This is a genomic window from Pantoea septica (assembly GCF_002095575.1).
Classification (GTDB): Bacteria; Pseudomonadota; Gammaproteobacteria; order Enterobacterales; family Enterobacteriaceae; genus Pantoea; species Pantoea septica.
Window position 1 is genome coordinate 1 of record NZ_MLJJ01000034.1, and the last position, 25706, is coordinate 25706.

At 57.6% G+C, this 25706-nt stretch carries 24 protein-coding genes; 16 read left to right on the top strand and 8 right to left on the bottom strand.

Annotation, left to right across the window (positions count from 1 at the left end; translation table 11 throughout):
* Positions 1-662, bottom strand: a 662-nt coding sequence (locus HA46_RS16300) for an aminotransferase class III-fold pyridoxal phosphate-dependent enzyme (protein ID WP_143807651.1), incomplete at its 3' end; no start/stop codon positions are given.
* Between the two features lie 211 nt (positions 663-873).
* Between HA46_RS16300 and erpA the strand changes: the two genes are divergently transcribed.
* Entirely contained in the window at positions 874-1221 is a 348-nt protein-coding gene (erpA, locus tag HA46_RS16305) for an iron-sulfur cluster insertion protein ErpA (RefSeq protein ID WP_033749565.1), read from the top strand.
* Positions 1222-1253: 32 nt separating this feature from the next.
* Here the strand turns inward: erpA and HA46_RS16310 are convergent, their stop codons facing one another.
* From HA46_RS16310 to mtnN, 3 genes are all read right to left on the bottom strand, one after another.
* A complete protein-coding gene (locus HA46_RS16310) occupies positions 1254-1505 on the bottom strand; it encodes a hypothetical protein (protein ID WP_033793554.1) in 252 nt (83 codons plus the stop codon).
* A gap of 123 nt (positions 1506-1628) precedes the next feature.
* Positions 1629-2423 carry a vitamin B12 ABC transporter substrate-binding protein BtuF gene (gene btuF, locus HA46_RS16315; RefSeq protein ID WP_084885423.1) on the bottom strand — a complete coding sequence of 265 codons (795 nt, stop codon included), beginning with the start codon at positions 2421-2423 and terminating at the stop codon, positions 1629-1631.
* Positions 2416-3114 (bottom strand): 5'-methylthioadenosine/S-adenosylhomocysteine nucleosidase, encoded by a 699-nt coding sequence (gene mtnN / locus HA46_RS16320; protein WP_033749569.1) that lies wholly within the window; start codon positions 3112-3114, stop codon positions 2416-2418. The genes btuF and mtnN overlap by 8 nt, the downstream gene beginning before the upstream one ends.
* Before the next feature lie 99 nt (positions 3115-3213).
* Between mtnN and dgt the strand changes: the two genes are divergently transcribed.
* From dgt to HA46_RS16335, 3 genes are all read left to right on the top strand, one after another.
* Entirely contained in the window at positions 3214-4704 is a 1491-nt protein-coding gene (dgt, locus tag HA46_RS16325; protein WP_084885425.1) for a dGTPase, read from the top strand.
* Positions 4705-4839: 135 nt separating this feature from the next.
* On the top strand, positions 4840-6267 hold the full coding sequence (gene degP / locus HA46_RS16330; RefSeq protein ID WP_033793558.1) for a serine endoprotease DegP: 1428 nt from the start codon (positions 4840-4842) through the stop codon (positions 6265-6267).
* 172 nt (positions 6268-6439) lie between these two features.
* A complete protein-coding gene (locus HA46_RS16335) occupies positions 6440-7597 on the top strand; it encodes a CdaR family transcriptional regulator (RefSeq protein WP_084885428.1) in 1158 nt (385 codons plus the stop codon).
* Between the two features lie 203 nt (positions 7598-7800).
* Here the strand turns inward: HA46_RS16335 and HA46_RS16340 are convergent, their stop codons facing one another.
* The 4 genes from HA46_RS16340 to map all read right to left on the bottom strand — a co-directional run bounded on the left by HA46_RS16340 (position 7801) and on the right by map (position 12833).
* A complete protein-coding gene (locus tag HA46_RS16340) occupies positions 7801-8193 on the bottom strand; it encodes a DUF3461 family protein (RefSeq protein ID WP_084885430.1) in 393 nt (130 codons plus the stop codon).
* Between the two features lie 223 nt (positions 8194-8416).
* Entirely contained in the window at positions 8417-9241 is an 825-nt protein-coding gene (dapD, locus tag HA46_RS16345; protein WP_033793560.1) for a 2,3,4,5-tetrahydropyridine-2,6-dicarboxylate N-succinyltransferase, read from the bottom strand.
* Positions 9242-9316: 75 nt separating this feature from the next.
* Positions 9317-11971 carry a bifunctional uridylyltransferase/uridylyl-removing protein GlnD gene (gene glnD, locus HA46_RS16350; protein WP_033793561.1) on the bottom strand — a complete coding sequence of 885 codons (2655 nt, stop codon included), beginning with the start codon at positions 11969-11971 and terminating at the stop codon, positions 9317-9319.
* A 67-nt stretch (positions 11972-12038) separates the two neighbouring features.
* Positions 12039-12833, bottom strand: a complete 795-nt coding sequence (map, locus tag HA46_RS16355; protein ID WP_033793562.1) for a type I methionyl aminopeptidase — start codon at positions 12831-12833, stop codon at positions 12039-12041.
* Between the two features lie 316 nt (positions 12834-13149).
* Here map and rpsB point away from each other — a divergent pair, with 316 nt between their 5' ends.
* From rpsB to fabZ, 12 genes are all read left to right on the top strand, one after another.
* Positions 13150-13875 carry a 30S ribosomal protein S2 gene (gene rpsB / locus HA46_RS16360; RefSeq protein ID WP_033749579.1) on the top strand — a complete coding sequence of 242 codons (726 nt, stop codon included), beginning with the start codon at positions 13150-13152 and terminating at the stop codon, positions 13873-13875.
* 181 nt (positions 13876-14056) lie between these two features.
* Positions 14057-14908 carry a translation elongation factor Ts gene (gene tsf / locus HA46_RS16365; protein ID WP_084885433.1) on the top strand — a complete coding sequence of 284 codons (852 nt, stop codon included), beginning with the start codon at positions 14057-14059 and terminating at the stop codon, positions 14906-14908.
* 154 nt (positions 14909-15062) lie between these two features.
* Positions 15063-15788, top strand: coding sequence for a UMP kinase (gene pyrH / locus HA46_RS16370; RefSeq protein WP_033793563.1), 726 nt, complete (start codon positions 15063-15065; stop codon positions 15786-15788).
* Positions 15789-15929: 141 nt separating this feature from the next.
* Complete coding sequence (gene frr / locus HA46_RS16375; protein WP_033749583.1) at positions 15930-16487, top strand: ribosome recycling factor; 558 nt, start codon at positions 15930-15932, stop codon at positions 16485-16487.
* A 145-nt stretch (positions 16488-16632) separates the two neighbouring features.
* Positions 16633-17835, top strand: a complete 1203-nt coding sequence (gene ispC / locus HA46_RS16380) for a 1-deoxy-D-xylulose-5-phosphate reductoisomerase (protein ID WP_033793564.1) — start codon at positions 16633-16635, stop codon at positions 17833-17835.
* Between the two features lie 168 nt (positions 17836-18003).
* Positions 18004-18756: a (2E,6E)-farnesyl-diphosphate-specific ditrans,polycis-undecaprenyl-diphosphate synthase gene (gene ispU, locus HA46_RS16385; RefSeq protein WP_033793566.1), complete on the top strand. Its 753-nt coding sequence runs from the start codon at positions 18004-18006 to the stop codon at positions 18754-18756.
* An 18-nt stretch (positions 18757-18774) separates the two neighbouring features.
* Positions 18775-19632 (top strand): phosphatidate cytidylyltransferase, encoded by an 858-nt coding sequence (gene cdsA / locus HA46_RS16390; RefSeq protein ID WP_033793567.1) that lies wholly within the window; start codon positions 18775-18777, stop codon positions 19630-19632.
* Between the two features lie 12 nt (positions 19633-19644).
* Entirely contained in the window at positions 19645-20994 is a 1350-nt protein-coding gene (rseP, locus tag HA46_RS16395) for a sigma E protease regulator RseP (RefSeq protein ID WP_084885435.1), read from the top strand.
* Between the two features lie 51 nt (positions 20995-21045).
* Positions 21046-23457, top strand: coding sequence for an outer membrane protein assembly factor BamA (gene bamA / locus HA46_RS16400; protein ID WP_084885438.1), 2412 nt, complete (start codon positions 21046-21048; stop codon positions 23455-23457).
* 113 nt (positions 23458-23570) lie between these two features.
* Positions 23571-24068: a molecular chaperone Skp gene (gene skp, locus HA46_RS16405; protein WP_033749591.1), complete on the top strand. Its 498-nt coding sequence runs from the start codon at positions 23571-23573 to the stop codon at positions 24066-24068.
* Positions 24069-24071: 3 nt separating this feature from the next.
* Entirely contained in the window at positions 24072-25097 is a 1026-nt protein-coding gene (lpxD, locus tag HA46_RS16410) for a UDP-3-O-(3-hydroxymyristoyl)glucosamine N-acyltransferase (RefSeq protein WP_033793570.1), read from the top strand.
* 151 nt (positions 25098-25248) lie between these two features.
* On the top strand, positions 25249-25704 hold the full coding sequence (fabZ, locus tag HA46_RS16415) for a 3-hydroxyacyl-ACP dehydratase FabZ (protein ID WP_013507953.1): 456 nt from the start codon (positions 25249-25251) through the stop codon (positions 25702-25704).
* The last annotated feature ends 2 nt before the right edge of the window (positions 25705-25706 follow it).

Below are 25706 nucleotides of genomic sequence, written 5' to 3' on the forward strand. Positions count from 1 at the left end.
GGCAGAAAGTCCGGCTGCGGCGGAATACAGTTCATATTGCCCGCGACCGGCTCGACGATAATACAGGCGATCTCTTCCGGATACTGCTCGAACGCGGCGCGCACCGAGTCGAGATCGTTATAGGTGCAGGTCAGGGTGTGGCGGGCGAAATCGGCCGGCACGCCAGGGGAGTTCGGCTGGCCCAGTGTCAGCGCGCCGGAGCCCGCTTTAACCAGCAGGCAGTCGGCATGGCCGTGATAGCAGCCTTCGAACTTCACGATCTTGTCGCGGCCGGTAAAGCCGCGCGCCAGGCGAATGGCGCTCATGGTCGCTTCGGTGCCGGAGTTCACCATGCGCACCATATCCATGCTCGGCACCAGCTCGCACACCAGCTGCGCCATCTTTACTTCCATCTCGGTGGGTGCGCCGAAGCTCAGGCCGCGCGCGGCGGCTTCGATCACCGCGTTGCGGATTTCGACGTTGTTGTGGCCCAGCACCATCGGTCCCCATGAACCGACATAGTCGATATAGGTTTTGCCGTCGGCGTCGTACAGCCAGGCGCCGTCGGCGCGCTCGATGAACAGCGGCGTGCCGCCTACGCCGTTAAACGCGCGCACCGGCGAGTTAACGCCGCCGGGGATCAGGCGTTGCGCCTCGGCAAACAGGTTTTCGGACTTACTCATTTATTCGGCTCCAGCGGTTCATAAAAAATCTCGCGCCATTCTACGGGAAGACCACGGCAGGACGAAAGGCCGGAAAGGGCGCGCTATACTTACCTTAGCTGAAGGCTGGCGGCACAGAGTGCGAAGGGCAAAACTTGATTGCGCTATCGTGCTGGCGGATAATACGGCAATTGAGGTCGTTTTATGGCCTGGACCTTTACCGGAGTATAAGATGAGTGATGATGTTGCAGCACTGCCGTTACAGTTTACCGATGCGGCGGCCAGCAAGGTAAAGAACCTGATTGCCGACGAAGAGAATCCCGATCTGAAACTGCGCGTCTATATTACGGGCGGCGGCTGCAGCGGCTTTCAGTATGGTTTTACCTTTGACGACAAAATGAACGACGGCGACATGACCATTGAGAAACAGGGCGTGGCGCTGGTGGTGGATCCGATGAGCCTGCAGTACCTGGTCGGCGGCTCGGTTGACTATACCGAGGGTCTGGAGGGATCGCGTTTTATCGTTACCAACCCGAACGCCAAAACCACCTGCGGCTGCGGCTCCTCTTTCAGCATCTGATGCAAAAAGGCCGTCTTGCGACGGCCTTTTTCTTACCATTCAACGGTTACCAGCTTCGCCGTTTCCTTACGCATACTATCCTTCTTTAGCACGCTTTCCGTTACGCGCGGCTGCGCGTTGATGCGGCGGCCGCAATCGATCTGCGGCATTGCCCGTTGCGGCTGGCTGTTAACTTCACAGCGCGAATAGATAATCAGCTGAACGCCTATCGTTCCCGTTGTCGACGCAGTGGCAAAGGGCGCGACGGTCGCGAGCGCGAAGGCCAGCAGCAAGGCTCTGGTCATATTTGATTCCTGGTGTGCAAAATGCGCGAGGCGCATAAAAGGACGCTGAGCTTACGTGGCGTCGGCGTCTCGTTTATTGATTAACGGCAAAATTAGCGGGATCTTTAATCGCTTTCTGCTGATTTATTGTTCCGGGTGCAGGGCGGCGCAGAGCCGCTTTGCCGCCAGCAGCATACGCGGGCCGGGACGGCTGATCCAGTCATCCTCGATGGCGATGACCGGTACGGCGAGCTGGGGCTGCCAGAAGCGCGCCACGCTCTGCGCCTGTGCGGCGTCGCCGGCGACCACGATCGCCTGCGGATGGCGCATCAGGACCTGCTCGCGGCTGACCTGCGGCCAGCTGACGCGGCTGTCGGCGAAAATATTCTTTCCGGCGCACAGCGTGATGATGTCGTTTTGCAGGGTATCGCGCGCGGCGGTAAACAGGGGTTGCTGGCCGAACTGCAGAAAAAGCGGCACGGCGGGCAGGGCGGCGTAGCGCGCGCGCAGGGAATTCGCCTGCTGCTTCAGCTGTTGCGCGGTCTCCTGCGCCTGCTGCGGATGCGGGCTCCAGCGCTGCAGCGACGCGACGGCGTCCGCCATCTCGTCCAGCGAGCCGGGATCGAGCCACTCGACCCTGACGCCGAGCCGCTGCAGCTGATCGATCTGACGCTGCGGATTGCCGCCGCGCCACGCGAGCACGACATCCGGCTTCAGCGCCAGAATGCGCTCGACCTTAACGCCTTGCCAGTTGGCGACCTGCTCCAGCGCTTTCGCGGCGGGCGGATAGTCGGACCAGGCGCTGACCGCGACCGGCGTGATGCCGGCGGCGAACGCCATTTCGGTGAGATGGGGGGCGAGCGAGATAACGCGCGGAGGGGCGGCGAACAGGCTGCCGCAAAACAGCAGCAGCCCTATCGTCCAGAGCGATTTAGCCACGCGCCAGACGCGCCAGCAGCTTCTCCACCATCAGCGACGACTGCTGCGCCGCGACGCTGAGAAACTCTTCAAAGCTCAGATGCGACGCTTTGTCGGCAACGTCCGAAATGGCGCGCACCACCACGAAAGGCACCTTGAACTGGTGGCAGACATGGCCGATGGCGGTGGCTTCCATCTCTACGGCGATCGCCTGCGGGAAGGTCGCGCGAATGCGCGCCAGCGGTTCGGCGCCGTTGATAAAGGCGTCGCCGCTGACCACCAGGCCGCGCACCGCGTTCAGGTTCAGCTCGCTGATGCAGGCTTCCGCGGCGGCAATCAGCTGCGCATCGGCGGTAAAGGCCGCCGGACAGCCCGCCATCTGGCCTGGCTCGTAGCCGAAGGCGGTAACGTCGGCGTCGTGATAGCGCACTTCGTCCGAGACCACGATATCGCCGACCGAGAGCGTCGGCGCCAGACCGCCGGCCGATCCGGTGTTGATCACCAGGTCCGGCTTGCACAGCTCAAGCAGCAGGGTGGTGCCCAGCGCCGCCGAGGTTTTACCGATACCCGATTTTAGCAAAGCGACCTCAACGCCGTTCAGCGTGCCGGTGTAAATTTCGCAGCCGGCCAGCGTCAGGGTCTGGCGGTTCTCGATTTTGTCACGCAGCAGGGTCACTTCCTGCTCCATCGCGCCAATAATGCCTGCTTTCATAAAAGAGTCTCGCTAATGTGGTGGAAGTGGTCGTAAAAAGTGAGGCATAGTCTAGCATGGCTGGCAGGGGATTGATTCACGAAGGTATAAGGGGAAGCGATGGCGACGGTTAATTTCAGGAAGAAGATCAGTTTTACTCGCCCTTATAACACGCGCAAAGAGCCGGAAGGGGAATACTATATTACCCGCCACTTTGAGAGCGATCGCGGCCGTATTATCAACTCGGCGGCGATTCGCCGACTGCAGCAAAAAACCCAGGTTTTTCCGCTGGAGCGCAACGCCGCAGTGCGCTCGCGCCTTACTCATTCGCTGGAAGTGCAGCAGACGGGACGCTATATCGCCAAAGAGATCCTGCAAACCCTGAAAAATCAGGGCGGTCTGGCGCAGTACGGGCTGGACGAGATGGAGGGCGCGTTTGAAAGCCTGGTAGAAATGGCCTGCCTGCTGCACGACGTCGGTAATCCGCCGTTCGGCCATTTCGGCGAGGCGGCCATTAACGACTGGTTTGAAGAGCACCTTCCGCTGGAGCTGGTGGATCCGCTGGTGGCCGGTGTCGAAGGCGAGCCGCAGCGCGCCGATTTCAGCCAGCTCAACGCCATGATCCGCCAGGATCTGTGCCACTTCGAAGGCAATGCGCAGGCGATCCGCATGGTGCATACCCTGCTACAGCTAAATCTCAGCTATTCGCAGGTCGCCTGCATCCTGAAATATACCGCGCCCGCCTGGTGGCAGGGCGAGAAGCCCGAGCAGTTCAGCGCGCTGATGAAAAAGCCGGGTTTTTACCTCTCCGAACGCGACTATATCGCCGATCTGCGCGCAGCGACCCATATGGAAGAGCATCATCGTTTTCCGCTGACCTATATTATGGAAGCGGCGGATGATATCTCCTACTGCATCGCCGATCTGGATGACGCCGTCGAAAAAGATATATTTAACATTGATGCGCTTTATGACTATTTATGTAAGAACTGGGGGCCGATTAAAAATAACGACGCCTTCAGCCGAACGGTCGGCGAGGCCTGGCGCGAAGCCTGTAACAAAAAGCGTCGCAGCAGAAGCGATCAGTTTTTTATGTCGTTGCGCGTTAACGTACAGAACGTACTGGTCAGCCATGCGGTAAAACGTTTCGTCGATAATCTGCCCGCTATTTTCAATGGCGATTTCAATCATGCGCTATTAGAGGACGACGGCGAAGAGGGAAGGTTATTGCAGATGTTTAAAACGGTAGCGCGCCGCCACGTATTTAACCATGCCGAAGTCGAACAGCTGGAATTACAAGGTTATCGTGTCATTAAGGGATTGTTAGAAATATATCAACCTTTGATGATGCTAACGTTCGAAGCCTTTACTACGCTGATTAACGAGGACTTTCTGCGTCAACACCCGATTGAAACGCGCCTGTTTCATAAACTTTCCGGAAAGCATCGTAAAGCCTATCAGCAAAAAATGCGCACGCTGGTCGTCGAGCATAAATATCAGCGACTATTATGGGAAAGATATTATCGCTTTCGCCTGATTCAGGATTATATTAGCGGTATGACCGATCTTTATGCGTGGGATGAGTATCGCCGGCTGATGGCGGTAGAATAACTGGACTTTTGTAAAGAGCGTGCATAAATTTTTACCTTTGCCGCAAACTTTTGCTGGAACTTCGCGTTAAAAGATTAATCTCATAACTGACCACAGCAAGGGTCTGGCGTTTATTACTGGATGAGACTAATACGAATGAAAAAAAACACCCTAACGTTGAGCGCGCTGGCGCTCAGTCTTGGCCTGGCGTTAAGCCCTGCCGCCGTTTTCGCCGCTGAATCGGCTTCTTCTACCAGTCAGCAGCTGCCGAGCCTGGCGCCGATGCTGGAAAAAGTTATGCCGTCAGTGGTCAGCATCAGCGTCGAAGGCAGCACCACGGTAAAAACGCCGCGTCTGCCGCCGCAATTTCAGCAGTTCTTTGGCGATAATTCGCCTTTCTGTCAGGATGGCTCGCCTTTCCAGAGCTCGCCGATGTGCCAGGACGGCGCGGGCGGCGCTGGCCCCAACACCCAACAGGAAAAATTCCGCGCGCTTGGCTCCGGCGTCGTGATCAACGCCGAAAAAGGCTATGTGGTGACCAACAACCACGTTGTCGACAACGCAACCAAAATTCAGGTGCAGCTCAGCGATGGCCGCCGCTATGACGGCAAGGTGATTGGCAAAGATCCGCGTTCAGATATCGCGCTGGTGCAGCTGATCGACGCGAAAAACCTGACGGCGATTAAAATCGCCGACTCCGACAACCTGCGCGTCGGCGACTACACCGTCGCCATCGGCAACCCGTACGGCCTGGGCGAAACCGTCACTTCAGGCATCGTTTCGGCGCTGGGACGCAGCGGGCTTAACGTCGAAAACTACGAAAACTTTATTCAGACCGATGCGGCGATTAACCGCGGCAACTCCGGCGGCGCGCTGGTGAACCTCAACGGCGAGCTGATCGGCATCAACACGGCGATCCTTGCGCCGGACGGCGGCAATATCGGCATCGGCTTTGCCATCCCGAGCAATATGGTGAAAAACCTCACCGGACAGATGGTGGAGTTCGGTCAGGTGAAACGCGGCGAGCTGGGTATTCTGGGCGCTGAGCTGAACTCCGAGCTGGCGAAAGCGATGAAGGTCGACGCGCAGCGCGGCGCCTTCGTCAGCCAGGTGCTGCCGAACTCCGCCGCGGCGAAAGCGGGCGTGAAGGCGGGCGACGTGGTGGTGTCGATGAACGGCAAGCCGCTGAGCAGTTTTGCCGCTCTGCGCGCCGAAGTCGGTTCGCTGCCGATCGGCACCAAACTGCAGCTTGGCCTGCTGCGCGACGGCAAACCAGTGAGCGTGACCGTCGAGCTGCAGCAGAGCTCGCAGGATAAGGTGCAGTCTGCCACCATCTACACCGGCATCGAGGGCGCCGATCTGAGCAACGACAGCGGCAGCGATAAAGGGGTGCGCGTAGACAACGTGAAGCCTAACAGCGCCGCAGCGCGTATCGGCCTGAAAAAAGGCGACATCATCCTTGGCGTCAACCAGCAGCGCGTCGCTAACCTGGGCGAACTGCGTAAAATCCTCGACACCAAGCCGTCAGTGCTGGCGCTGAACGTTAAGCGCGGCGACAGCAGCATCTATCTGCTGATGCAGTAACGCTATTTCTCCCGTCAGGCGGACTTCGGTCCGCCTTTTTTATGGGGGCGGTTCAGAGTGTGACCGGAACCGCAAAACCCGTAAATCCCCGTCTGGCTCTGTGCATTTGCACAATGCCTGGCCTCGCCGCCATGCGTATGCTGTAGCATCCACTCTCTGTCAGGATTTACAGATGGCAACCTATCATCTCGATGCGCGCCTTGCGCAGGATATCGTGGCGCGCACCATGAAAATTATTGACAGCAATGTCAACGTGATGGATGCGCGCGGCCGTATCATCGGCAGCGGCGATCGCGAGCGTATTGGCGAATTGCACGAAGGCGCGCTGCTGGTGCTCTCCCAGGGGCGCGTGGTGGACATCGATGAAGCGGTAGCGAAACATCTGCACGGCGTGCGGCCAGGCATTAATCTGCCGCTGCGCATCGACGGCGAAATCGTCGGCGTAATCGGACTGACCGGCGATCCGGTCGCGCTGCGCCACTACGGCGAGCTGGTCTGCATGACGGCGGAGATGATGCTGGAGCAGACCCGACTGCTGCATATGCTGGCGCAGGACAGCCGCCTGCGCGAGGAGCTGGTGCTGAACCTTATCCGCAGCGAAAGCCTGACGCCGCAGCTGACCGAATGGGCGCAGCGTCTCGGCATCGATCTCAACCAGCCGCGCGTGGTGGCGGTGGTGGAGGTCGACAGCGGTCAGCTCGGCGTCGACAGCGCTATGTCGGAGCTTCAGCAGCTGCAAACGCTGCTGACGACCCCGGAGCGCGATAACCTGATCGCCATTGTTTCCCTGACGGAGATGGTGGTGCTGAAGCCGGCGCTGAATGCGCACGGACGCTACGATCAGGACGATCACCGCAAGCGCGTCGAACAGCTGCTGCAGCGTATGAAAGAGAGCGGCCAGGTGCGGATGCGCATCGCGCTCGGCAACTATTTTACCGGGCCGGGCAGCATTGCGCGCTCGTATCGTACCGCGCGTACCACCATGATGGTCGGCAAGCAGCGCATGCCGGAGCTGCGCAGCTATTTCTATCAGGATTTAGTGTTGCCGGTGCTGCTCGACAGCCTGCGCGGCGGCTGGCAGGCGAATGAGCTGGCGCGTCCGCTGGCGCGGCTGAAAAACATGGATAACAACGGCCTGCTGCGGCGCACGCTGGTGGCCTGGTTTACTCATAACGTGCAGCCCAGCGCTACGGCACGCGCGCTTTTTATTCACCGCAATACGCTGGAGTATCGGCTGAACCGCATTTCCGAGCTGACCGGGCTGAATCTCAGCCAGTTTGACGATCGCCTGCTGCTATACGTGGCGTTGCAGCTGGACGAGCAGAGCTGAGACGACAAAAAGGCCAGCGTTAGCTAGCCTTCTGTCGACTGGTCTGAGCGTTAGCGCGGATAGTATGGCCCGATCGCAAAGTCGCTCAAGGCATCCATGCGCGCTCGGCCCGCGACATCCCTGTCGCGGGACGCTTTGCTCTTCGGGCCATACTATCCGCAAGTTGGCACTGGTGCCTTCTGTAGCAAGCAACAGCAGGCGCATTACCGATTATTGCGCGTCAGCTTGTCCAAATCGCCTTCAATCTCGGCAATTTTATTGGTTACCACGTTCTCCAGATGGCGCAGATCCGCCAGGATCTTACGTTTCAAATCCACTTCCACCTGATCGCGCTGGCAGATCTGATCCAGTTCGTCGATCACATAGCGCAGGTTCGGGCTGATCTCCTGAACCTCTTTGTAGCCCTGATTGATATTGTCTGCGACCACGGTTTTGCGCTGGCGCGGATATTTAAACTTCACGCTCTTGGCGAAGAACTCGCCTTTGTCTTTACGAAAGTAAATTTTAAGGATGTCGTTGTTGGCTTCCTGACGCAGGCTGTAGCGATCGATATCGTCCGGATTATTAATGCCTAAGCTTTTAAGGTTGTCATACATAGCGATTTTTCCACCAAAAAGAGAGAAGCGCGCATCTGTGTTCATGGCACAAAAATAACTGTAGACAAAAAACGGATTGAACACTGCGCGACGGGAGATAACTGGCGCGGATTATGACCTGGGTAAAAAGTAAACGCACCTGTTAATTCGTTTCGCGAATCAGGTTATAAGAGGGAGAAGTGTAAAGAAAAAATGACGGACCGCAGGGGCCCGTCACAGAGGCTTAATCGATGGTGCGCAGCAGTTCGTTGATGCCCACTTTGCCGCGCGTTTTCGCGTCGACTTTCTTCACGATAACCGCGCAGTAGAGGCTATAGCTGCCATCTTTAGAGGGCAGGTTGCCGGAAACCACCACGGAACCCGCCGGTACGCGGCCGTAGTGCACTTCACCGGTTTCGCGATCGTAGATTTTGGTGCTCTGGCCGATGTAAACGCCCATCGAAATCACGGCGCCTTCTTCCACGATCACGCCTTCGACGATCTCGGAGCGCGCACCGATAAAGCAGTTATCTTCGATGATGGTCGGGTTCGCCTGCAGCGGCTCCAGCACGCCGCCGATGCCGACACCGCCGGAGAGGTGGACGTTTTTGCCAATCTGAGCGCAAGAGCCTACGGTCGCCCAGGTATCGACCATGCTGCCTTCGTCGACATAAGCGCCGATGTTGACGTAGGACGGCATCAGCACGGTATTGCGTGCGATATAGGCGCCCTGGCGAACCGCTGCCGGCGGCACGACGCGGAAGCCTGCGGCTTTAAAGCGCGCGTCGTCCCAGCCGGCGAACTTCATCGGCACCTTGTCGTAAAAGCGGGTTTCTGCGCCTTCCATCACCTGATTTTCGTTGATGCGGAACGACAGCAGAACCGCCATCTTCAGCCACTGATGCGTTACCCACTGACCGTCGATCTTTTCTGCTACGCGCAGCGCGCCGCTGTCCAGCTGAGCGATCACCTGATTGATAGCTTCACGGGTCACCGGATCGACGCTCGCTGGAGTAATCTCGGCACGACGCTCGAAGGCCGTTTCAATAACGCTCTGTAACTGTTGCATAATTTTTTCCTGATCTGTCTGGTGCATGCCGGACCACGTCCCGGCACAAAGAGTAAATAAGTAAATCGATTGCGGTCACACTTTATCGTTTGGATTAAGGGCTTCTGTCAACCGTTGTCGCAACGCTTTACGCATTTCCGCGTCAAGCGCACGCCGCTCGCTGTTGGCCAGAATAAACAAATCCTCGACGCGTTCGCCGATGGTGCTGATGCGCGCGCCGTGCAGCGAGACGCCCATATCGGCGAAGACTTCGCCTACGCGCGCCAGCAGGCCGGGCTGATCGAGCGCTACCAGCTCCAGATAGCTGCGGCGATCGGTATGGGTCGGCAAAAAGTTGACTTCGGTATCGACGCTGAAGTGGCGCAGCTTCGCCGACGGACGGCGCGTGCGCGGCGGATTCCAGCTGGTCTGCGCGATCGCCTGCTCCAGCGCCTGGCGGATCATCAGGTGGCGATCGGGCGCCAGCGGGCTGCCGTCCGGCTCCAGCACGATAAAGGTGTCCATCGCCATGCCGTCGCGGCTGGTGAAGATCTGCGCGTCGTGCACGCTGAGGTTGCGACGGTCCAGCTCGCCCGCCACGGTCGCGAAGAGATAAGGGCGGTCGGGACTCCAGATAAAAATCTCGGTGCCGCCGCGCGTCGCCTGCGGGCTGACCAGCACCAGCGGCTGGCGCAGATCGTGCTCCATTAAATGACGCGCGTGCCACGCGAGCTGGTTTGGCGTGTGGCGCAGGAAATAGTCGGCACGGCAGCGGTTCCAGATATGGTGCAGCCGCTCTTCGTCGATATTGTCCATGCGCAGCAGCGCCAGCGCCTGCAGCCGGTGGTGACGCACGCGCTCGCGCAGATCCGGGCTGTTCTCCATGCCGCGACGCAGCTGCTTCTCGGTGGCGAAGAAGAGTTCGCGCAGCAGACTCTGTTTCCAGCTGTTCCACAGCGTTTCGTTGGTGGCGCAGATGTCCGCCACGGTCAGACAGACCAGGTAGCGCAGCCGGTTCTCGTTCTGCATCACCTCGGCGAACTGCTGGATGACGGTGGGATCCTGAATATCGCGGCGCTGCGCCGTCACCGACATCAGCAGATGATGGCGCACCAGCCAGGCGACCAGCTGCGTCTCGCGCGAGTTGAGGCCGTGCAGCTCGGCGAATTCCAGCGCGTCCTGCGCGCCGAGAATCGAGTGATCGCCGTTGCGGCCTTTGGCGATGTCGTGCAGCAGCGCCGCCATTAGCAGCAGCTCCTGCTGCGGCAGACGCGGCCAGAGTTCGACGCATAGGGGATGCATCGGGCGCGTCGTCTCGCTGGCGAAGCTCTCCAGCTTTTGCAGCACGCGAATGGTGTGCTCATCGACGGTGTAGGCGTGGAACAGGTCGAACTGCATCTGTCCGACGATATGTCCCCACAGCGGCGTGTAGGCCCAGAGCACGCTGTGGCGGTGCATCGGCAGCAGCGCGCGCTTGACCGCGCCCGGATGGCGCAGAATCGACATAAAAAGCTGGCGCGCTTCCGGGATCTGACACAGCGGCTGTTTGAGATGACGGCGCGCGTAGCGCAGCTGGCGCAGCGTGGTGGAGTAGATGCCGCGAATGTTTTCATTGCGCACCATCACGTAGAACATGCGCAGGATCGCCTGCGGTTCGCGCTCGAACAGCGTTTCGTCGCGCAGGTCGATCAGGTTGCCGCGCAGCTGAAAGGTGTCGTCCAGCGGGCGCGGCTTTTCCGTGGTGGAGAGCGCCAGGATCGCTTCGTCAAACAGCTGTAGCAGCATCTGGTTCAGCTCGCCGATGCGGCGCGTGACGCGGAAGAAATCCTTCATCATGCGTTCTACCGGCTCGTTGCCTTCGCCCTGGTAGTTCAGGCGCTGCGCGACGTTGAGCTGGCGGTCAAACAGCAGCCGGTTGTCGTAGCGCGTCAGCGTCAGATGCAGCGCGAAGCGGATGCGCCAGAGAAAGGCCTGACATTCGTTAAGCTCGTTGCGTTCCGCTTCGGTGAGGAAGCCGAACCCCACCATTTCATCCAGCGTGGTGGCGCCGAAGTGGCGCCGCGCCACCCACTGCAGCGTGTGGATATCGCGCAGGCCGCCTGGGCTGCTTTTGATGTCGGGCTCAAGGTTATAGCTGGTGCCGTGGTAGCGCTGATGGCGCGCCTGCTGCTCTTCGATCTTGGCGGCGTAAAAGGTCGCCGACGGCCAGAAGCCGTCGCTGAAGATATTCTTTTGCATCTCCAGAAACAGGGCGACGTCGCCGGTCAGCATGCGCGACTCGATAAGGTTGGTGGCGACGGTCAGGTCGGCTAACCCTTCCAGCAGAGACTCCTCCAGCGTGCGCACGCTGTGGCCCACCTCTAGTTTGAGATCCCACAGCAGCGTCAGCAGTTCGCTGGTTTGCTGCGCGCTCGCATCGTCGAGCGGATCGCGGCTGAGGATCAGGATATCGACGTCAGAAAGGGGATGCAGCTCGCCGCGGCCGTAGCCGCCGACTGCCACCAGCGCGATAGCGGGCAGGGCGTCGAAGCCGTAAAAGCGCCACAGGCGGCGCAGCAGGCGGTCGATAAACAGGGTGCGCGCGTCAATCAGCATTTCTGCCGATTCGCCGGCGTCAAACGCCGTGGAGAGAAAGGCGTTAAAGGTTTCCAGCTTCTGCTTCAGGGCGTCGCGGGTCAGCACCGCGTCATCCCAGTGCGCCGGGGAGTCTTTCAGGCCGTCAATGACCTCATCCGTCAGGATAGCGCTCATACCGCTTCTCTCTTCTTGAGCCATAAAAAAACCGGCGCAGGGCCGGCTTTTTATCAGTGGGGGACGATTACCCTTCGTTGACCAGCACCGCGTCGATGGTGTCGTCGCTACGCAGGGTCAGGATTTCGCAGCCGTTATCGGTCACCACAATAGTATGCTCGTACTGCGCGGACAAGCTGCGATCTTTGGTTTTTACCGTCCACCCGTCTTTCATGGTGCGGATGCGGTAGTCGCCGGCGTTGACCATCGGCTCGATGGTAAAGGTCATGCCCGCCTGCAGCACCACGCCGCCGTCATCGGCGTCGTAGTGCAGCACCTGCGGCTCTTCGTGGAAACCTTTGCCGATGCCGTGGCCGCAGTACTCGCGCACGACGGAGAAGTCGTGCGATTCGACATATTTCTGAATGGCGCGGCCCAGCTCGCGCAGACGAATGCCCGGCTTCACCAGGCGCAGCGCCAGGTAGAGGCTCTGCTGGGTGATTTGACACAGACGCTCGCCCTGGATGGTCGGCTTGCCGACGATAAACATCTTCGAGGTGTCGCCGTGGTACTCGTCTTTAATCACGGTCACGTCGATGTTGATGATGTCGCCATCTTTCAGCAGGCGATCGTCGCTGGGAATGCCGTGACACACCACTTCGTTGACCGAGATGCAAACCGATTTCGGAAAGCCGTGATAGCCGAGGCAGGCGGAGACGGCGTGCTGCTCGTTGGTGATGTAATCGTGGCAGATGCGGTCCAGTTCGCCGGTAGAGACGCCGGGTTTGACGTGCGGGGCGATCATCTCCAGCACCTCGGCGGCCAGTCGGCCGGCGACGCGCATTTTTTCGATTTCTTCAGGGGTTTTAATTGAAATTGCCATTAAATTAATCCGCAGTTGCCGAAAATTTCAGCAATAATGAACGATGTGCTGTCATGTTAGCAGCCGAAAACAAGGCCGCCAAACAGTTCGCGTCGCGCGGCCGCGCGCTGAACAAATTCTGGCTTCAGCAGCGTGGTTGTGGTATAAAGCGCGCCGACGATTCTCTGTCAGGCCCTTGCGGTCGACGAGAAACGCGAAAAACTCACTTTGTGTACTAAAACACACATGTATCGACACATACGCCGGGGTGCTTCGAAAGAGGTCGGTCGTATGGGATACATGGAGGCCCAACCCCAAACTTAATCTAGAGGTAATCATGGCAACTGTTTCCATGCGCGACATGCTCAAGGCTGGTGTTCACTTCGGTCACCAGACCCGTTACTGGAACCCGAAAATGAAGCCGTTCATCTTCGGTGCGCGTAACAAAGTTCACATCATCAACCTTGAGCAGACTGTACCGATGTTCAACCACGCTCTGGCTGAGCTGAACAAAATCTCTGCCCGTAAAGGCAAGATCCTGTTCGTCGGTACCAAGCGCGCTGCCAGCGAAGCGATTAAAGAGTCTGCACTGAGCTGCGACCAGTTCTTTGTAAACCACCGCTGGCTGGGTGGTATGCTGACCAACTGGAAAACCGTTCGTCAGTCTATCAAACGTCTGAAAGATCTTGAGACTCAGTCTCAGGACGGCACCTTCGACAAACTGACCAAGAAAGAAGCGCTGATGCGCGGTCGCGAACTGGCCAAGCTGGAAAACAGCCTGGGCGGTATCAAAGACATGGGCGGTCTGCCGGACGCGCTGTTCGTTATCGACGCCGATCACGAGCACATCGCGATCAAAGAAGCGAACAACCTGGGCATCCCGGTATTCGCGATCGTTGATACCAACTCTGATCCAGACGGCGTTGACTTCGTTATCCCGGGTAACGACGATGCGATCCGTGCTGTTAGCCTGTACCTGACTGCCGTTGCCACTACCGTGCGCGAAGGCCGTTCACAGGACCTGGCTGAGCAGGCTGAAGAAGCGTCTTTAGAAAACGCTTAATAAGGTTCGCTCTGACAAAGAGCCCTTAGACATCAGATGTAATCTGTTAAGGGGCCAGTCTTGGCCCCTTTATTTTATCTCCGTCTGTCACGCCTCCTTATCAGGCGGGCGGGACAGAGTAAATTTTCCGCAACAGGTGCCTTAGTGCGTAAGCACGGGGGTACGAACCGAGGATTCTGGAATGGCTGAAATTACCGCTGCAATGGTAAAAGAACTGCGCGAGCGTACTGGCGCGGGCATGATGGACTGCAAAAAAGCGCTGACCGAAGCGAATGGCGACATCGAGCTGGCGATTGAGAACATGCGTAAGTCCGGCGCGATCAAAGCGGCGAAAAAAGCAGGCAACGTGGCTGCTGACGGCGTGATCAAAACCAAAATCGACGGCAACTACGGCGTGATCCTGGAAGTTAACTGCCAGACTGACTTCGTTGCGAAAGACGCTGGTTTCCAGGCCTTTGCTGACAAAGTGCTGGACGCGGCGACCGCAGAGCGCATCACCGACGTTGAAGCGCTGAAAGCGAAATTCGAAGAAGAGCGCGTTGCGCTGGTAGCGAAAATCGGCGAAAACATCAACATCCGTCGTATCGCAGTGCTGGAAGGCGAGCAGCTGGGTTCATACCTGCACGGCGCACGCATCGGCGTACTGATCTCCGCGAAAGGCGCTGACGAAGAGCTGATCAAGCAGATCGCTATGCACGTTGCAGCCAGCAAGCCGGAATTCGTTAAGCCGGAAGACGTCTCTGCCGACGTGGTTGAGAAAGAGTACCAGGTTCAGCTGGACATCGCCATGCAGTCCGGTAAGCCGAAAGAGATCGCAGAGAAGATGGTTGAAGGCCGCATGAAGAAATTCACCGGCGAAGTCTCTCTGACCGGTCAGGCTTTCGTTATCGATCCGAGCAAAACCGTTGGCCAGGCGCTGAAAGAGCAGGGCGCTGACGTCATCAACTTCATCCGCTTCGAAGTGGGCGAAGGCATTGAGAAAGTCGAAAGCGACTTCGCTGCTGAAGTAGCGGCAATGTCCAAACAGTCTTAATGCTGTGAAAGGAACCGCCAGAAGGCGGTTCTTTTTTGTCTGCTACGCTAAGCAGACGCTTTTCAGTCTCATCCCAATAGTAATTTACGCGCGCTAAGCGGATGATCGATCAGATTTAACTTCTCCTTTTCAACTCTTCCAGGAAGAACCGACCATGGCGACCAACGCAAAACCTGTATATCAACGTATCCTGCTGAAACTGAGTGGCGAAGCACTGCAAGGTGCCGAAGGTTTTGGTATCGACGCGAGCGTGCTTGACCGCATGGCGCAAGAGGTGAAAGAACTGGTCGAGCTGGGCATTCAGGTAGGCGTGGTAATTGGCGGCGGCAACCTGTTCCGCGGCGCGGGTCTGGCACAGGCGGGAATGAACCGTGTCGTGGGCGACCATATGGGCATGCTGGCGACCGTAATGAACGGCCTGGCGATGCGCGACGCGCTGCACCGCGCCTACGTTAACGCGCGCCTGATGTCCGCTATTCCCCTCAACGGCGTATGCGACAACTACAGCTGGGCCGAAGCGATCAGCCTGCTGCGCAACAACCGCGTGGTGATTTTCTCCGCCGGCACCGGCAACCCGTTCTTCACCACCGACTCGGCGGCCTGCCTGCGCGGCATCGAGATCGAAGCAGACGTAGTGCTGAAGGCGACCAAAGTCGACGGCGTTTACTCCGCCGACCCGGTGAAAAATCCGGATGCGACGCTCTACGATCAGCTCTCTTACGCCGAAGTGCTGGAAAAAGAGCTGAAAGTAATGGATCTGGCGGCCTTTACGCTGGCGCGCGACCACCAGCTGCCGATCCGCGTATTTAATATGAACAAACCTGGCGCGCTGCGTCGCGTAGTAATGGGCGAAAAAGAAGGCACCCTGATTACGCATTAATACCCGACGCAAGATAAAATAAGGTATATTCTGTCGGCGCGGTGAATTTCACCGCGCACCATTCAGGATTATCGCTCAACAGCGATACCGCTTCCGGCGACGCCGGAATGGCCAGGTCAAACCGAATCCAAGGGTTTCAACGTGATTAACGACATCAAAAAAGATGCTGAAACGCGCATGGACAAATGCGTCGAAGCGTTTAAAAACACCATCAGCAAAGTGCGCACCGGTCGCGCTTCGCCTTCACTGCTCGACGGTATCGTGGTCGAATACTACGGTACGCCAACGCCGCTGCGTCAGCTCGCTTCCGTCACCGTAGAAGACTCACGCACGCTGAAAATCAACGTGTTCGACCGCTCCATGGGCCCGGCAGTGGAAAAAGCCATCATGGCTTCTGACCTCGGCCTGAACCCGAACTCAGCCGGTAGCGACATTCGCGTTCCGCTGCCTGCGTTGACCGAAGAGCGTCGTAAAGATCTGATCAAGATCGTACGTGGCGAAGCCGAGCAGGGCCGCGTCTCCGTGCGCAATGTGCGCCGCGACGCCAACGACAAAATCAAAGCCTTGCTGAAAGATAAAGAGATCAGCGAAGACGATGAGCGTCGTACTCAGGAAGAGATCCAGAAAATGACCGATGCGCGCATCAAGAACGTCGATGCGGCGCTGGCCGAGAAAGAGAAGGAGCTGATGGAGTTCTAATCCCATCGGTTGCTCTCTATACCCGATATCCTTGGGTATAAAACGCCGTTCAGGGCTGTATTCATTGCGAATGCGCTCTGGCGGCGTTTTACATTATGCCTTCCGCGCTTGCGGAGTTATTCGACGTCTTCACAGGGATAGCTTAATGAAGCGATTAACCTTGCTGGGTTCTACCGGATCAATCGGCGCCAGCACGCTGGCGGTGGTACGCGCCAATCCTGAGCTCTATCAAATCACCGCGCTGGTCGCCGGACAAAACGTTGCGCTGATGGCGGAACAGTGCCAGGCCTTTCAGCCGCGCTATGCCGCGATGGCGGATGAAGCCTCCGCGCAGGCGCTGCGTGAACGACTGAAAGCACTCAACGTCTCTACCGAAGTGCTCTCCGGCGTTCAGGCTGCGTGCGAGCTGGCGGCGCTTGACGAGGTCGACCAGGTGATGGCGGCGATCGTCGGGGCCTCGGGTTTGCTGCCGACGCTGGCGGCGATCCGCGCCGGGAAAAGCGTGCTGCTTGCCAATAAAGAGTCTCTTGTCACCTGCGGCCGTTTGTTTATGGAGGCCGTACGCCATCATCAGGCGCAGCTGCTGCCCGTCGACAGCGAGCATAACGCGATTTTTCAGAGTTTGCCCGCTTCCATCCAGCATCAGTTAGGATACGCTGACCTGCGAGAAAATGGCATTGAGTCCATTATCCTTACGGGATCGGGTGGTCCTTTTCGTGACACGCCGCTGGCTGACCTCGCGACCATGTCGCCAGAGCAGGCCTGCGCGCATCCGAACTGGTCGATGGGACGTAAAATCTCCGTCGACTCGGCCACCATGATGAATAAAGGTCTCGAATACATTGAAGCCCGCTGGTTATTTAACGCCAGCGCAGCGCAAATGGAGGTGATCCTGCATCCGCAGTCGATGATCCACTCCATGGTGCGCTACTGCGACGGCAGCGTGCTGGCTCAGCTCGGTTCACCGGATATGCGCACCCCCATTGCACACTGCATGGCCTGGCCTGCGCGTATTTCGGCAGGCGTCACGCCGCTGGACTTCACCCGCATGTCCGCGCTGACCTTCGCTGAACCTGACTTTGCCCGCTACCCTTGCCTGAAACTGGCGATAGATGCCTGCGAGGCAGGGCAGGCGGCGACCACTACGCTGAACGCGGCCAACGAGGTTGCGGTGGCGGCCTTTCTGGATAACCAGATCCGCTTTACCGACATCGCGGCGATCAACAGCGAAGCGCTGTCGGCGCAGACGTTCGCGGAGCCGGACTCGGTGGACGCCGTGCTGGATATCGACCGCGCCGCGCGCGCCAGCGCCACAAAAATGCTGCCGCGTTTCGCGACCTCGCGTTAACGCGCGCCGCTATTTGTTCGCCTGTAGCGAAAATGGTATAGTCGCTCGCTCGCGTTTCCGGGTATGGCATCGCATCTGATGCGCCTCGCCCCTTTTGGGCGGGAGAATACCGGGCGCAATGTATTCAGAAACCACAGCATTTCTGACAACAGGAATTAATTACGCGTTATGTCGTCCAATAATCACAACAAAACCGATGACCAACAGGGAACAGGCCCGCGTCACGTGGCTATCATTATGGATGGCAATGGTCGTTGGGCTAAAAATCAGGGAAAACTGCGTATTTCCGGCCATAAAGCGGGCGTTAAAGCGGTGCGCCGCTCTGTCAGTTTCGCCGTCAGCAATAATCTTGAAGCGCTGACGCTCTATGCCTTCAGCAGTGAAAACTGGAGCCGTCCGCCTCAGGAAGTGACGGCGCTAATGGAGCTGTTTGTCTGGGCGCTCGACAGTGAAGTGAAGAGCCTGCACAAGCACAACGTGCGTCTGCGCATCATCGGCGACGTGAGCCGTTTCAGTAACCGTATTCAGGAGCGTATTCGTCGCGCCGAGGAACTGACTCAGCAAAATAGTGGACTGACTCTCAATATTGCCGCGAACTATGGCGGACGTTGGGATATTATCCAGGGAGTGAAAAAACTCGCTGAGCAGGTTCAGGAAGGTTTGCTGCGTCCTGACCAGATCACCGAGGAAAACCTGTCTGCCCATTTGTGCATGCAGGGACTGGCTCCAGTGGATTTAGTGATAAGGACCGGGGGAGAGCATCGGATTAGCAACTTCCTGCTGTGGCAGATCGCCTATGCTGAGTTTTATTTTACCGATGTTCTCTGGCCTGATTTTGATGAACACGTTTTTGAAGGTGCACTGAATGCATTCTCTCTGCGGGAGCGTCGTTTTGGCGGCGCTGCACCAGGCGGCGCCTGAGCAAACAGGGGGTAACCTTTGCTGAAGTCTCGTCTGATTACCGCGCTTATTCTCATTCCGCTGGTGATTGCTGCGCTTTTCTGGTTACCGCCCGTTGGTTTTGCGATTACGACGATTATCATCTGCATGCTCGGCGCCTGGGAATGGGGCCAGCTTGCGGGCATGGCGTCGCGCCAACAGCGCATCTGGCTTTCCCTGCTGTGCGGGCTGCTGCTGGCGGGGATGCTCTTTACTCTTCCTCCCTATCAGCGTGACGTGCATCTGCCGCAGGTCGCCACTTCGCTCTGGGCGTCGCTGGCGTGGTGGATTGTGGCGCTGTTCCTGGTTCTCTTTTATCCCGCATCGGCCTCTCTGTGGCGGCATTCGCGCCCTTTGCGCCTGGTCTTCGGCATTCTCACCCTGATTCCCTTTTTCTGGGGCATGATGGCGCTGCGTCAGTATCACTACGAGAGCGATCACTACGCCGGCTCATGGTGGCTGCTGTTCGTGATGTTCCTGGTGTGGGGCGCGGATTCCGGCGCTTACATGTTCGGCAAGATGTTTGGCAAACATAAGCTGGCGCCTAAAGTCTCGCCAGGTAAAACCTGGGAAGGCTTTCTCGGCGGCCTGTTCTCTTCCGCGCTGCTCGCCTGGCTGTTCGCCAGCTTCGCGCCGCTGACCGTTTCCGCCGGTACGCTGATTGTCTGCGCCGTGCTGGCCACGCTCGCGTCGGTACTGGGCGACTTAACAGAAAGCATGTTCAAACGTGAAGCGGGCATAAAAGACAGCGGCAGCCTGATCCCGGGTCACGGCGGCATACTCGATCGCATCGACAGCCTCACTGCGGCGGTGCCGGTTTTCGCCTGTTTACTGCTGCTGGTATTCCGCACTCTCTGAGGACAGGCGTAGATGTTGAGTATATTGTGGAGTTTTGTCGCCTTTATCATCGCCCTTGGCGTGCTTATCACCGTTCACGAGTTCGGCCATTTTTGGGTAGCGCGCCGCTGCGGCGTGCGCGTTGAACGCTTCTCTATCGGCTTCGGCAAGGCGCTCTGGCAGCGTCGCGATAAGCAGGGCACCGAATACGTTATCGCGCTGATCCCGCTCGGGGGCTATGTCAAAATGCTCGACGAGCGCGTGGAAAGCGTCCCCGCCGAACTGCGTCATCAGGCTTTCAACAATAAAGCCGTCTGGCAGCGCGCCTCGATTATCGCCGCCGGCCCCGTTGCCAATTTCATCTTCGCCGTGTTCGCCTACTGGGTCGTGTTTATTCACGGCGTTCCGGGCGTGCGCCCGGTCGTTGGCGAAATTGTGAACGGATCGGTGGCGGCGCAGGCGCAAATTGTCAGCGGGATGGAACTTAAAGCAGTCGACGGTATCGAAACGCCTGACTGGGATGCTGTGCGCATGGCGCTGATCGGCAAAATCGGCGACGCGCAGACGGTGCTGACCGTCTCGCGCTTCGGCGATGAGGCGACGCAGCAGAAAGCGGTCGATCTGCGTAACTGGCAGTTCGAGCCAGACAAAGAGGATCCGGTTGTGGCGCTGGGCATTCGTCCGCGCGGCCCGCAAATCGAAACCACGCTGGCGGAGGTGCAGGCTGACTCGCCAGCGAGCGTTGCCGGTTTGCAAGCGGGCGACAGGATCGTTAAAGTCGATGGTCAGCCGTTAACGCAATGGCAAAATTTTGTCATGCAGGTGCGGGACAATCCTGGCAAAGAGATGGTCCTGGACGTGAATCGCAACGGCGAAACGGTGCAGCTGCACCTGACGCCGGAAGCCAGGCCGGGCGCGAAGGCAGAGGGTTTCGCCGGGGTTATCCCGCGCGTTGTTCCGCTGCCGGAAGCCTACAAAACGGTAAGGCAGTATGGCGCGTTTGACGCTGTCGGTGAGGCCAGCGCGAAAACCTGGCAACTGATGAAGCTGACGGTCTCCATGCTGGGCAAGTTAATTACCGGCGATGTAAAGCTGAACAACCTGAGCGGGCCGATTTCGATTGCGCAGGGTGCAGGATTGTCAGCGGAATATGGGATGATTTACTACCTGATGTTTCTGGCGTTGATTAGCGTCAATCTTGGAATCATCAACCTCTTCCCGCTGCCGGTGTTAGATGGTGGGCATTTGCTCTTCCTGGCGATCGAAAAGATCAAAGGTGGACCGGTGTCCGAGCGAGTTCAGGACTTCAGTTATCGCATTGGCTCAATCCTGCTGGTGTTGTTAATGGGGCTTGCACTTTTCAATGATTTCTCACGTCTGTAATCGCTGGAACGCAGACAGACGCGGGATGTGTTAGGAAAACGCATAATAACGATGGCGATGAAAAAGTTGCTCATAGCGTCGCTGCTGTTTAGCAGCGCCACCGTTTACGGTGCAGACGATTTCGTGGTGAAGGATATTCATTTCGAAGGGCTGCAGCGAGTCGCCGTCGGCGCGGCTCTGCTGAGCATGCCGGTACGAGTTGGCGATACGGTTAATGACGAAGATGTCAAAAATACCATTCGTTCACTGTTCGCTACCGGCAACTTTGAGGATGTTCAGGTCCTGCGCGACGGAACTACGCTGATTGTTCAGGTGAAAGAACGTCCTACCATTGCCAGCATTACCTTTACCGGCAACAAAGCGGTGAAAGAGGAGCAGCTCAAGCAGAACCTTGAGGCCTCCGGCGTACGCGTAGGCGAAGCCCTGGACCGCACCACCATCTCTTCGATTGAGAAGGGACTGGAGGATTTCTACTACAGCGTCGGTAAATACACCGCTAACGTGAAGGCCGTGGTGACGCCGCTGCCGCGCAACCGCGTCGACCTGAAACTGGTCTTCACCGAGGGCGTCTCCGCCAAGATTCAGCAGATTAACATCGTCGGCAACAAGGCGTTTAGCTCTGACGAGCTGATCTCCCGTTTCCAGCTGCGCGACGAAGTGCCGTGGTGGAACGTGGTCGGCGATCGCAAATACCAGAAGCAAAAACTGGCGGGTGACCTTGAGACGCTGCGCAGCTTCTATCTCGATCGCGGCTATGCACGCTTTAACATCGATTCGACGCAGGTCAGCCTGACGCCGGATAAAAAAGGCATCTACATCACCGTTAATATCACCGAGGGCGATCAGTACAAAATCGCCGGCGTGATCGTCAACGGCAGCATGGCGGGCCACTCGGCAGAAATCGAACATCTGACGCAGATTCCATCGGGCGAGCTCTATAACGGCACCAAAGTCACCCAGATGGAAGATGACATCAAGAAGCTGCTGGGCCGCTACGGCTACGCCTACCCGCGCGTCATGACGCAGCCGGAAATCAACGACGCCGATAAAACGGTGAAGCTGCATATCAGCGTCGATGCCGGCAACCGTTACTACGTGCGCAAAGTGCGCTTCGAAGGCAACGACACGTCGAAAGATGCGGTGCTGCGTCGCGAAATGCGTCAGATGGAAGGCGCATGGCTGGGCAGCGACCTGGTGGAGCAGGGCAAAGAGCGCCTGAACCGCACCGGCTACTTTGAAACCGTTGATGTGGACACTCAGCGCGTGCCGGGCGCGCCCGATCAGGTAGACGTGGTCTACAAGGTGAAAGAGCGCAACACCGGTACCTTTAACTTCGGCGTCGGCTACGGTACCGAAAGCGGCGTCAGCTTCCAGGTTGGCGTTACCCAGGACAACTGGCTGGGCACCGGCAACACGGTGAGCATCAGCGGTACTAAAAATGACTATCAGACCTATGCCGAATTCTCGCTGACCGATCCCTACTTTACGGTCGACGGCGTGAGCCTGGGCGGCCGCGTCTTCTATAACGACTTTAAAGCGGACGATGCCGATCTGTCCGACTACACCAATAGAAGTTATGGCGTAGACGGCACGCTGGGCTTCCCGGTCAACGAAAACAACACGCTGCGTGTCGGTCTGGGCTATGTGCACAACGACCTCTCCAACATGCAGCCGCAGGTGGCGATGTGGCGCTATCTTGATTCGGTCGGCAAGCCGCAGGAGCTGAACGACAAGGGCGATTTCTCCGCGGATGACTTCACCTTCAACTACGGCTGGACCTACAACACCCTGGATCGCGGCTTCTTCCCGACGGCGGGTAACCGTACCAACCTGAACGGCAAGATCACTATTCCGGGCTCGGACAACAGCTTCTACAAAGCGACGCTGGATACGCAGCAGTACGTGCCGCTTAACCGCGATCGCACCTGGGTGCTGTTAGGCCGCGGCCGCGTCGGTTACGGCGATGGTCTGGGCGGCAAAGAGATGCCGTTCTATGAGAACTTCTACGCGGGTGGCTCAAGCACGGTGCGCGGTTTCCGCTCTAACACCATCGGTCCGAAAGCCGCTTACCTGAACGACCGCTCGTCAACCTGTACGCTGAGCGATCCGAACGGCATTTGTAAGTCGGACGACGCGGTCGGCGGCAACGCCATGGCGGTGGCCAGCCTCGAGCTGATCACGCCGACGCCGTTCCTGAGCGAAAAATACGCTAACTCGGTTCGTACGTCGCTGTTCGTGGATGCGGGCACCGTCTGGGATACCAAGTGGCAGAATACGGCTGAAACCCGCGCCGCCGGTATTCCGGACTATAGCGATCCAAACAATATCCGCGTTTCGAGCGGTATTGCGCTGCAGTGGATGTCCCCGCTGGGGCCGCTGGTCTTCTCCTATGCCCAGCCGGTCAAAAAAGTGGAAGGGGACAAATCAGAACAGTTCCAGTTTAACATTGGTAAAACCTGGTAAGGTTCTGAGCAAGGAAGCATAAGCTGAAGTCTTGCTACCGAACCGCGGTTTTTAATGTGGTTCGGAGCAAACACTGTGTCGCTGACACAAACGTTGATGGTAAGGAGTTTATAGTGAAAAAGTTGTTGTGTGCCGCAGGACTGGGTCTTGCTTTAGCTGTATCCGCAGGCGCTCAGGCTGCTGACAAAATCGCAGTGGTAAACGTGTCCAGCATTTTCCAACAGTTACCGCAGCGTGCGACCGTTGCTAAACAGCTGGAAAACGAATTCAAAGGCCGCGCAACCGAGCTGCAGAGCCAGGAGCGCGATCTGCAGACCAAAATGCAGCGCCTGCAGCGCGACGGTTCAACCATGAAGGCCAGCGATCGCAGCCGCATGGAAAAAGACGTCATGTCGCAGCGCGAAGCCTTCTCTTCTAAAGCCCAGGCTTTCGAACAGGATAACCGCCGTCGTCAGATGGAAGAGCGTAACAAACTGCTGAGCCGCATTCAGGACGCTGTGAAGAAAGTCGCAAGCGACGAAGGTTATGACGTGGTTATCGACGCTAACGCGGTGGCTTACGCGGCAAACGCGAAAGACATTACTGCTGACGTGCTGAAACAGGTTAAATAATCGATGTCATCAATTCGACTGGCTGATTTAGCCCAGCAGTTGGATGCAGAATTGCACGGAGATGGCGACCTCGCCATCTCCGGCATTGCTTCTATGCAATCCGCCCAAACCGGCCAAATCACATTTCTTAGCAACAGCCGCTACCGCGAGCAACTCGTCCAGTGTCAGGCATCGGCCGTGGTGCTGACGGAAGCGGATCTGGAGTGGTGTCACACGGCCGCGCTGGTGGTGAAAAATCCCTATCTGACCTATGCGCGCATGGCTCAGCTGCTGGATACCACGCCGCAGCCTGCACAGAATATCGCGCCCAGCGCGGTGATCGATCCCAGCGCGAAGCTGGGGCAGAATGTCTCTGTCGGCGCCAATGCGGTGATTGAATCGGACGTGGTGCTTGGCGATAACGTCGTTATCGGCGCAGGTTGCTTCGTTGGTAAAAAGACGCGCATCGGCAATAACAGCCGCCTCTGGGCCAACGTCACCGTCTACCATGAAATCGAAATCGGTCAGGATTGTCTGATTCAGTCCGGCACCGTGATCGGCGCGGACGGTTTCGGCTACGCCAACGATCGCGGCAATTGGGTGAAAATCCCGCAGCTTGGCGCTGTAATTATCGGCGATCGGGTAGAAATCGGCGCCTGTACCACTATCGATCGTGGCGCGCTGGATAACACTCTGATCGGCAATGGTGTTATCATAGACAACCAGTGTCAGATCGCACACAACGTGGTTATTGGCGACAATACCGCGGTTGCGGGTGGTGTGATCATGGCGGGTAGTTTGAAAATTGGACGTTACTGTATGATTGGCGGCGCCAGCGTCATTAACGGCCATATGGAAATCTGTGACAAGGTGACTGTTACCGGTATGGGGATGGTTATGCGTCCTATCACAGAGCCTGGGGTATACTCCTCGGGCATTCCGCTACAACCCAATAAAACCTGGCGCAAAACTGCAGCGCTGGTGATGAACATCGATGACATGAGCAAGCGCTTAAAAGCCATCGAGCGGAAGGTCGGCAAAGACGACTAAACGCCATCCCACATGCGACCGGCTTGCTAATAAAAACGGTTAAGCAGGCAAGCCAGGCGCCATTGAACCGATTTCGGCCTGCGGAGGATCCTGTTGATCTGTGCAGGCCGTGTTATTGATGTCATCAGATTTTTAGGACAGGAAGAGTATTTTGACTACTGAAACTCATACTCTGAAAATTGAAGAAATTTTAGAGCTGCTGCCGCACCGCTACCCATTTCTGCTGGTTGATCGCGTGCTGGAGTTTGAAGAGCACAAGTATCTGCGCGCAGTAAAGAACGTCTCTGTTAACGAACCGTTTTTCCAGGGGCATTTCCCTGGTAAACCGATTTTCCCTGGCGTTCTGATCCTCGAAGCGATGGCGCAGGCTACCGGTATCCTGGCGTTTAAAAGCGTGGGTAAACTGGAACCGGGCGAACTCTACTATTTCGCCGGCATCGACGAAGCCCGTTTCAAACGTCCGGTCGTGCCGGGCGATCAAATGATCATGGAAGTGACTTTCGAGAAAACCCGCCGCGGTTTGACGCGTTTTAAAGGCGTTGCTACCGTTGACGGCAAGATCGTCTGTGAAGCGACCATGATGTGTGCCCGTAGCCGGGAGGCATAATC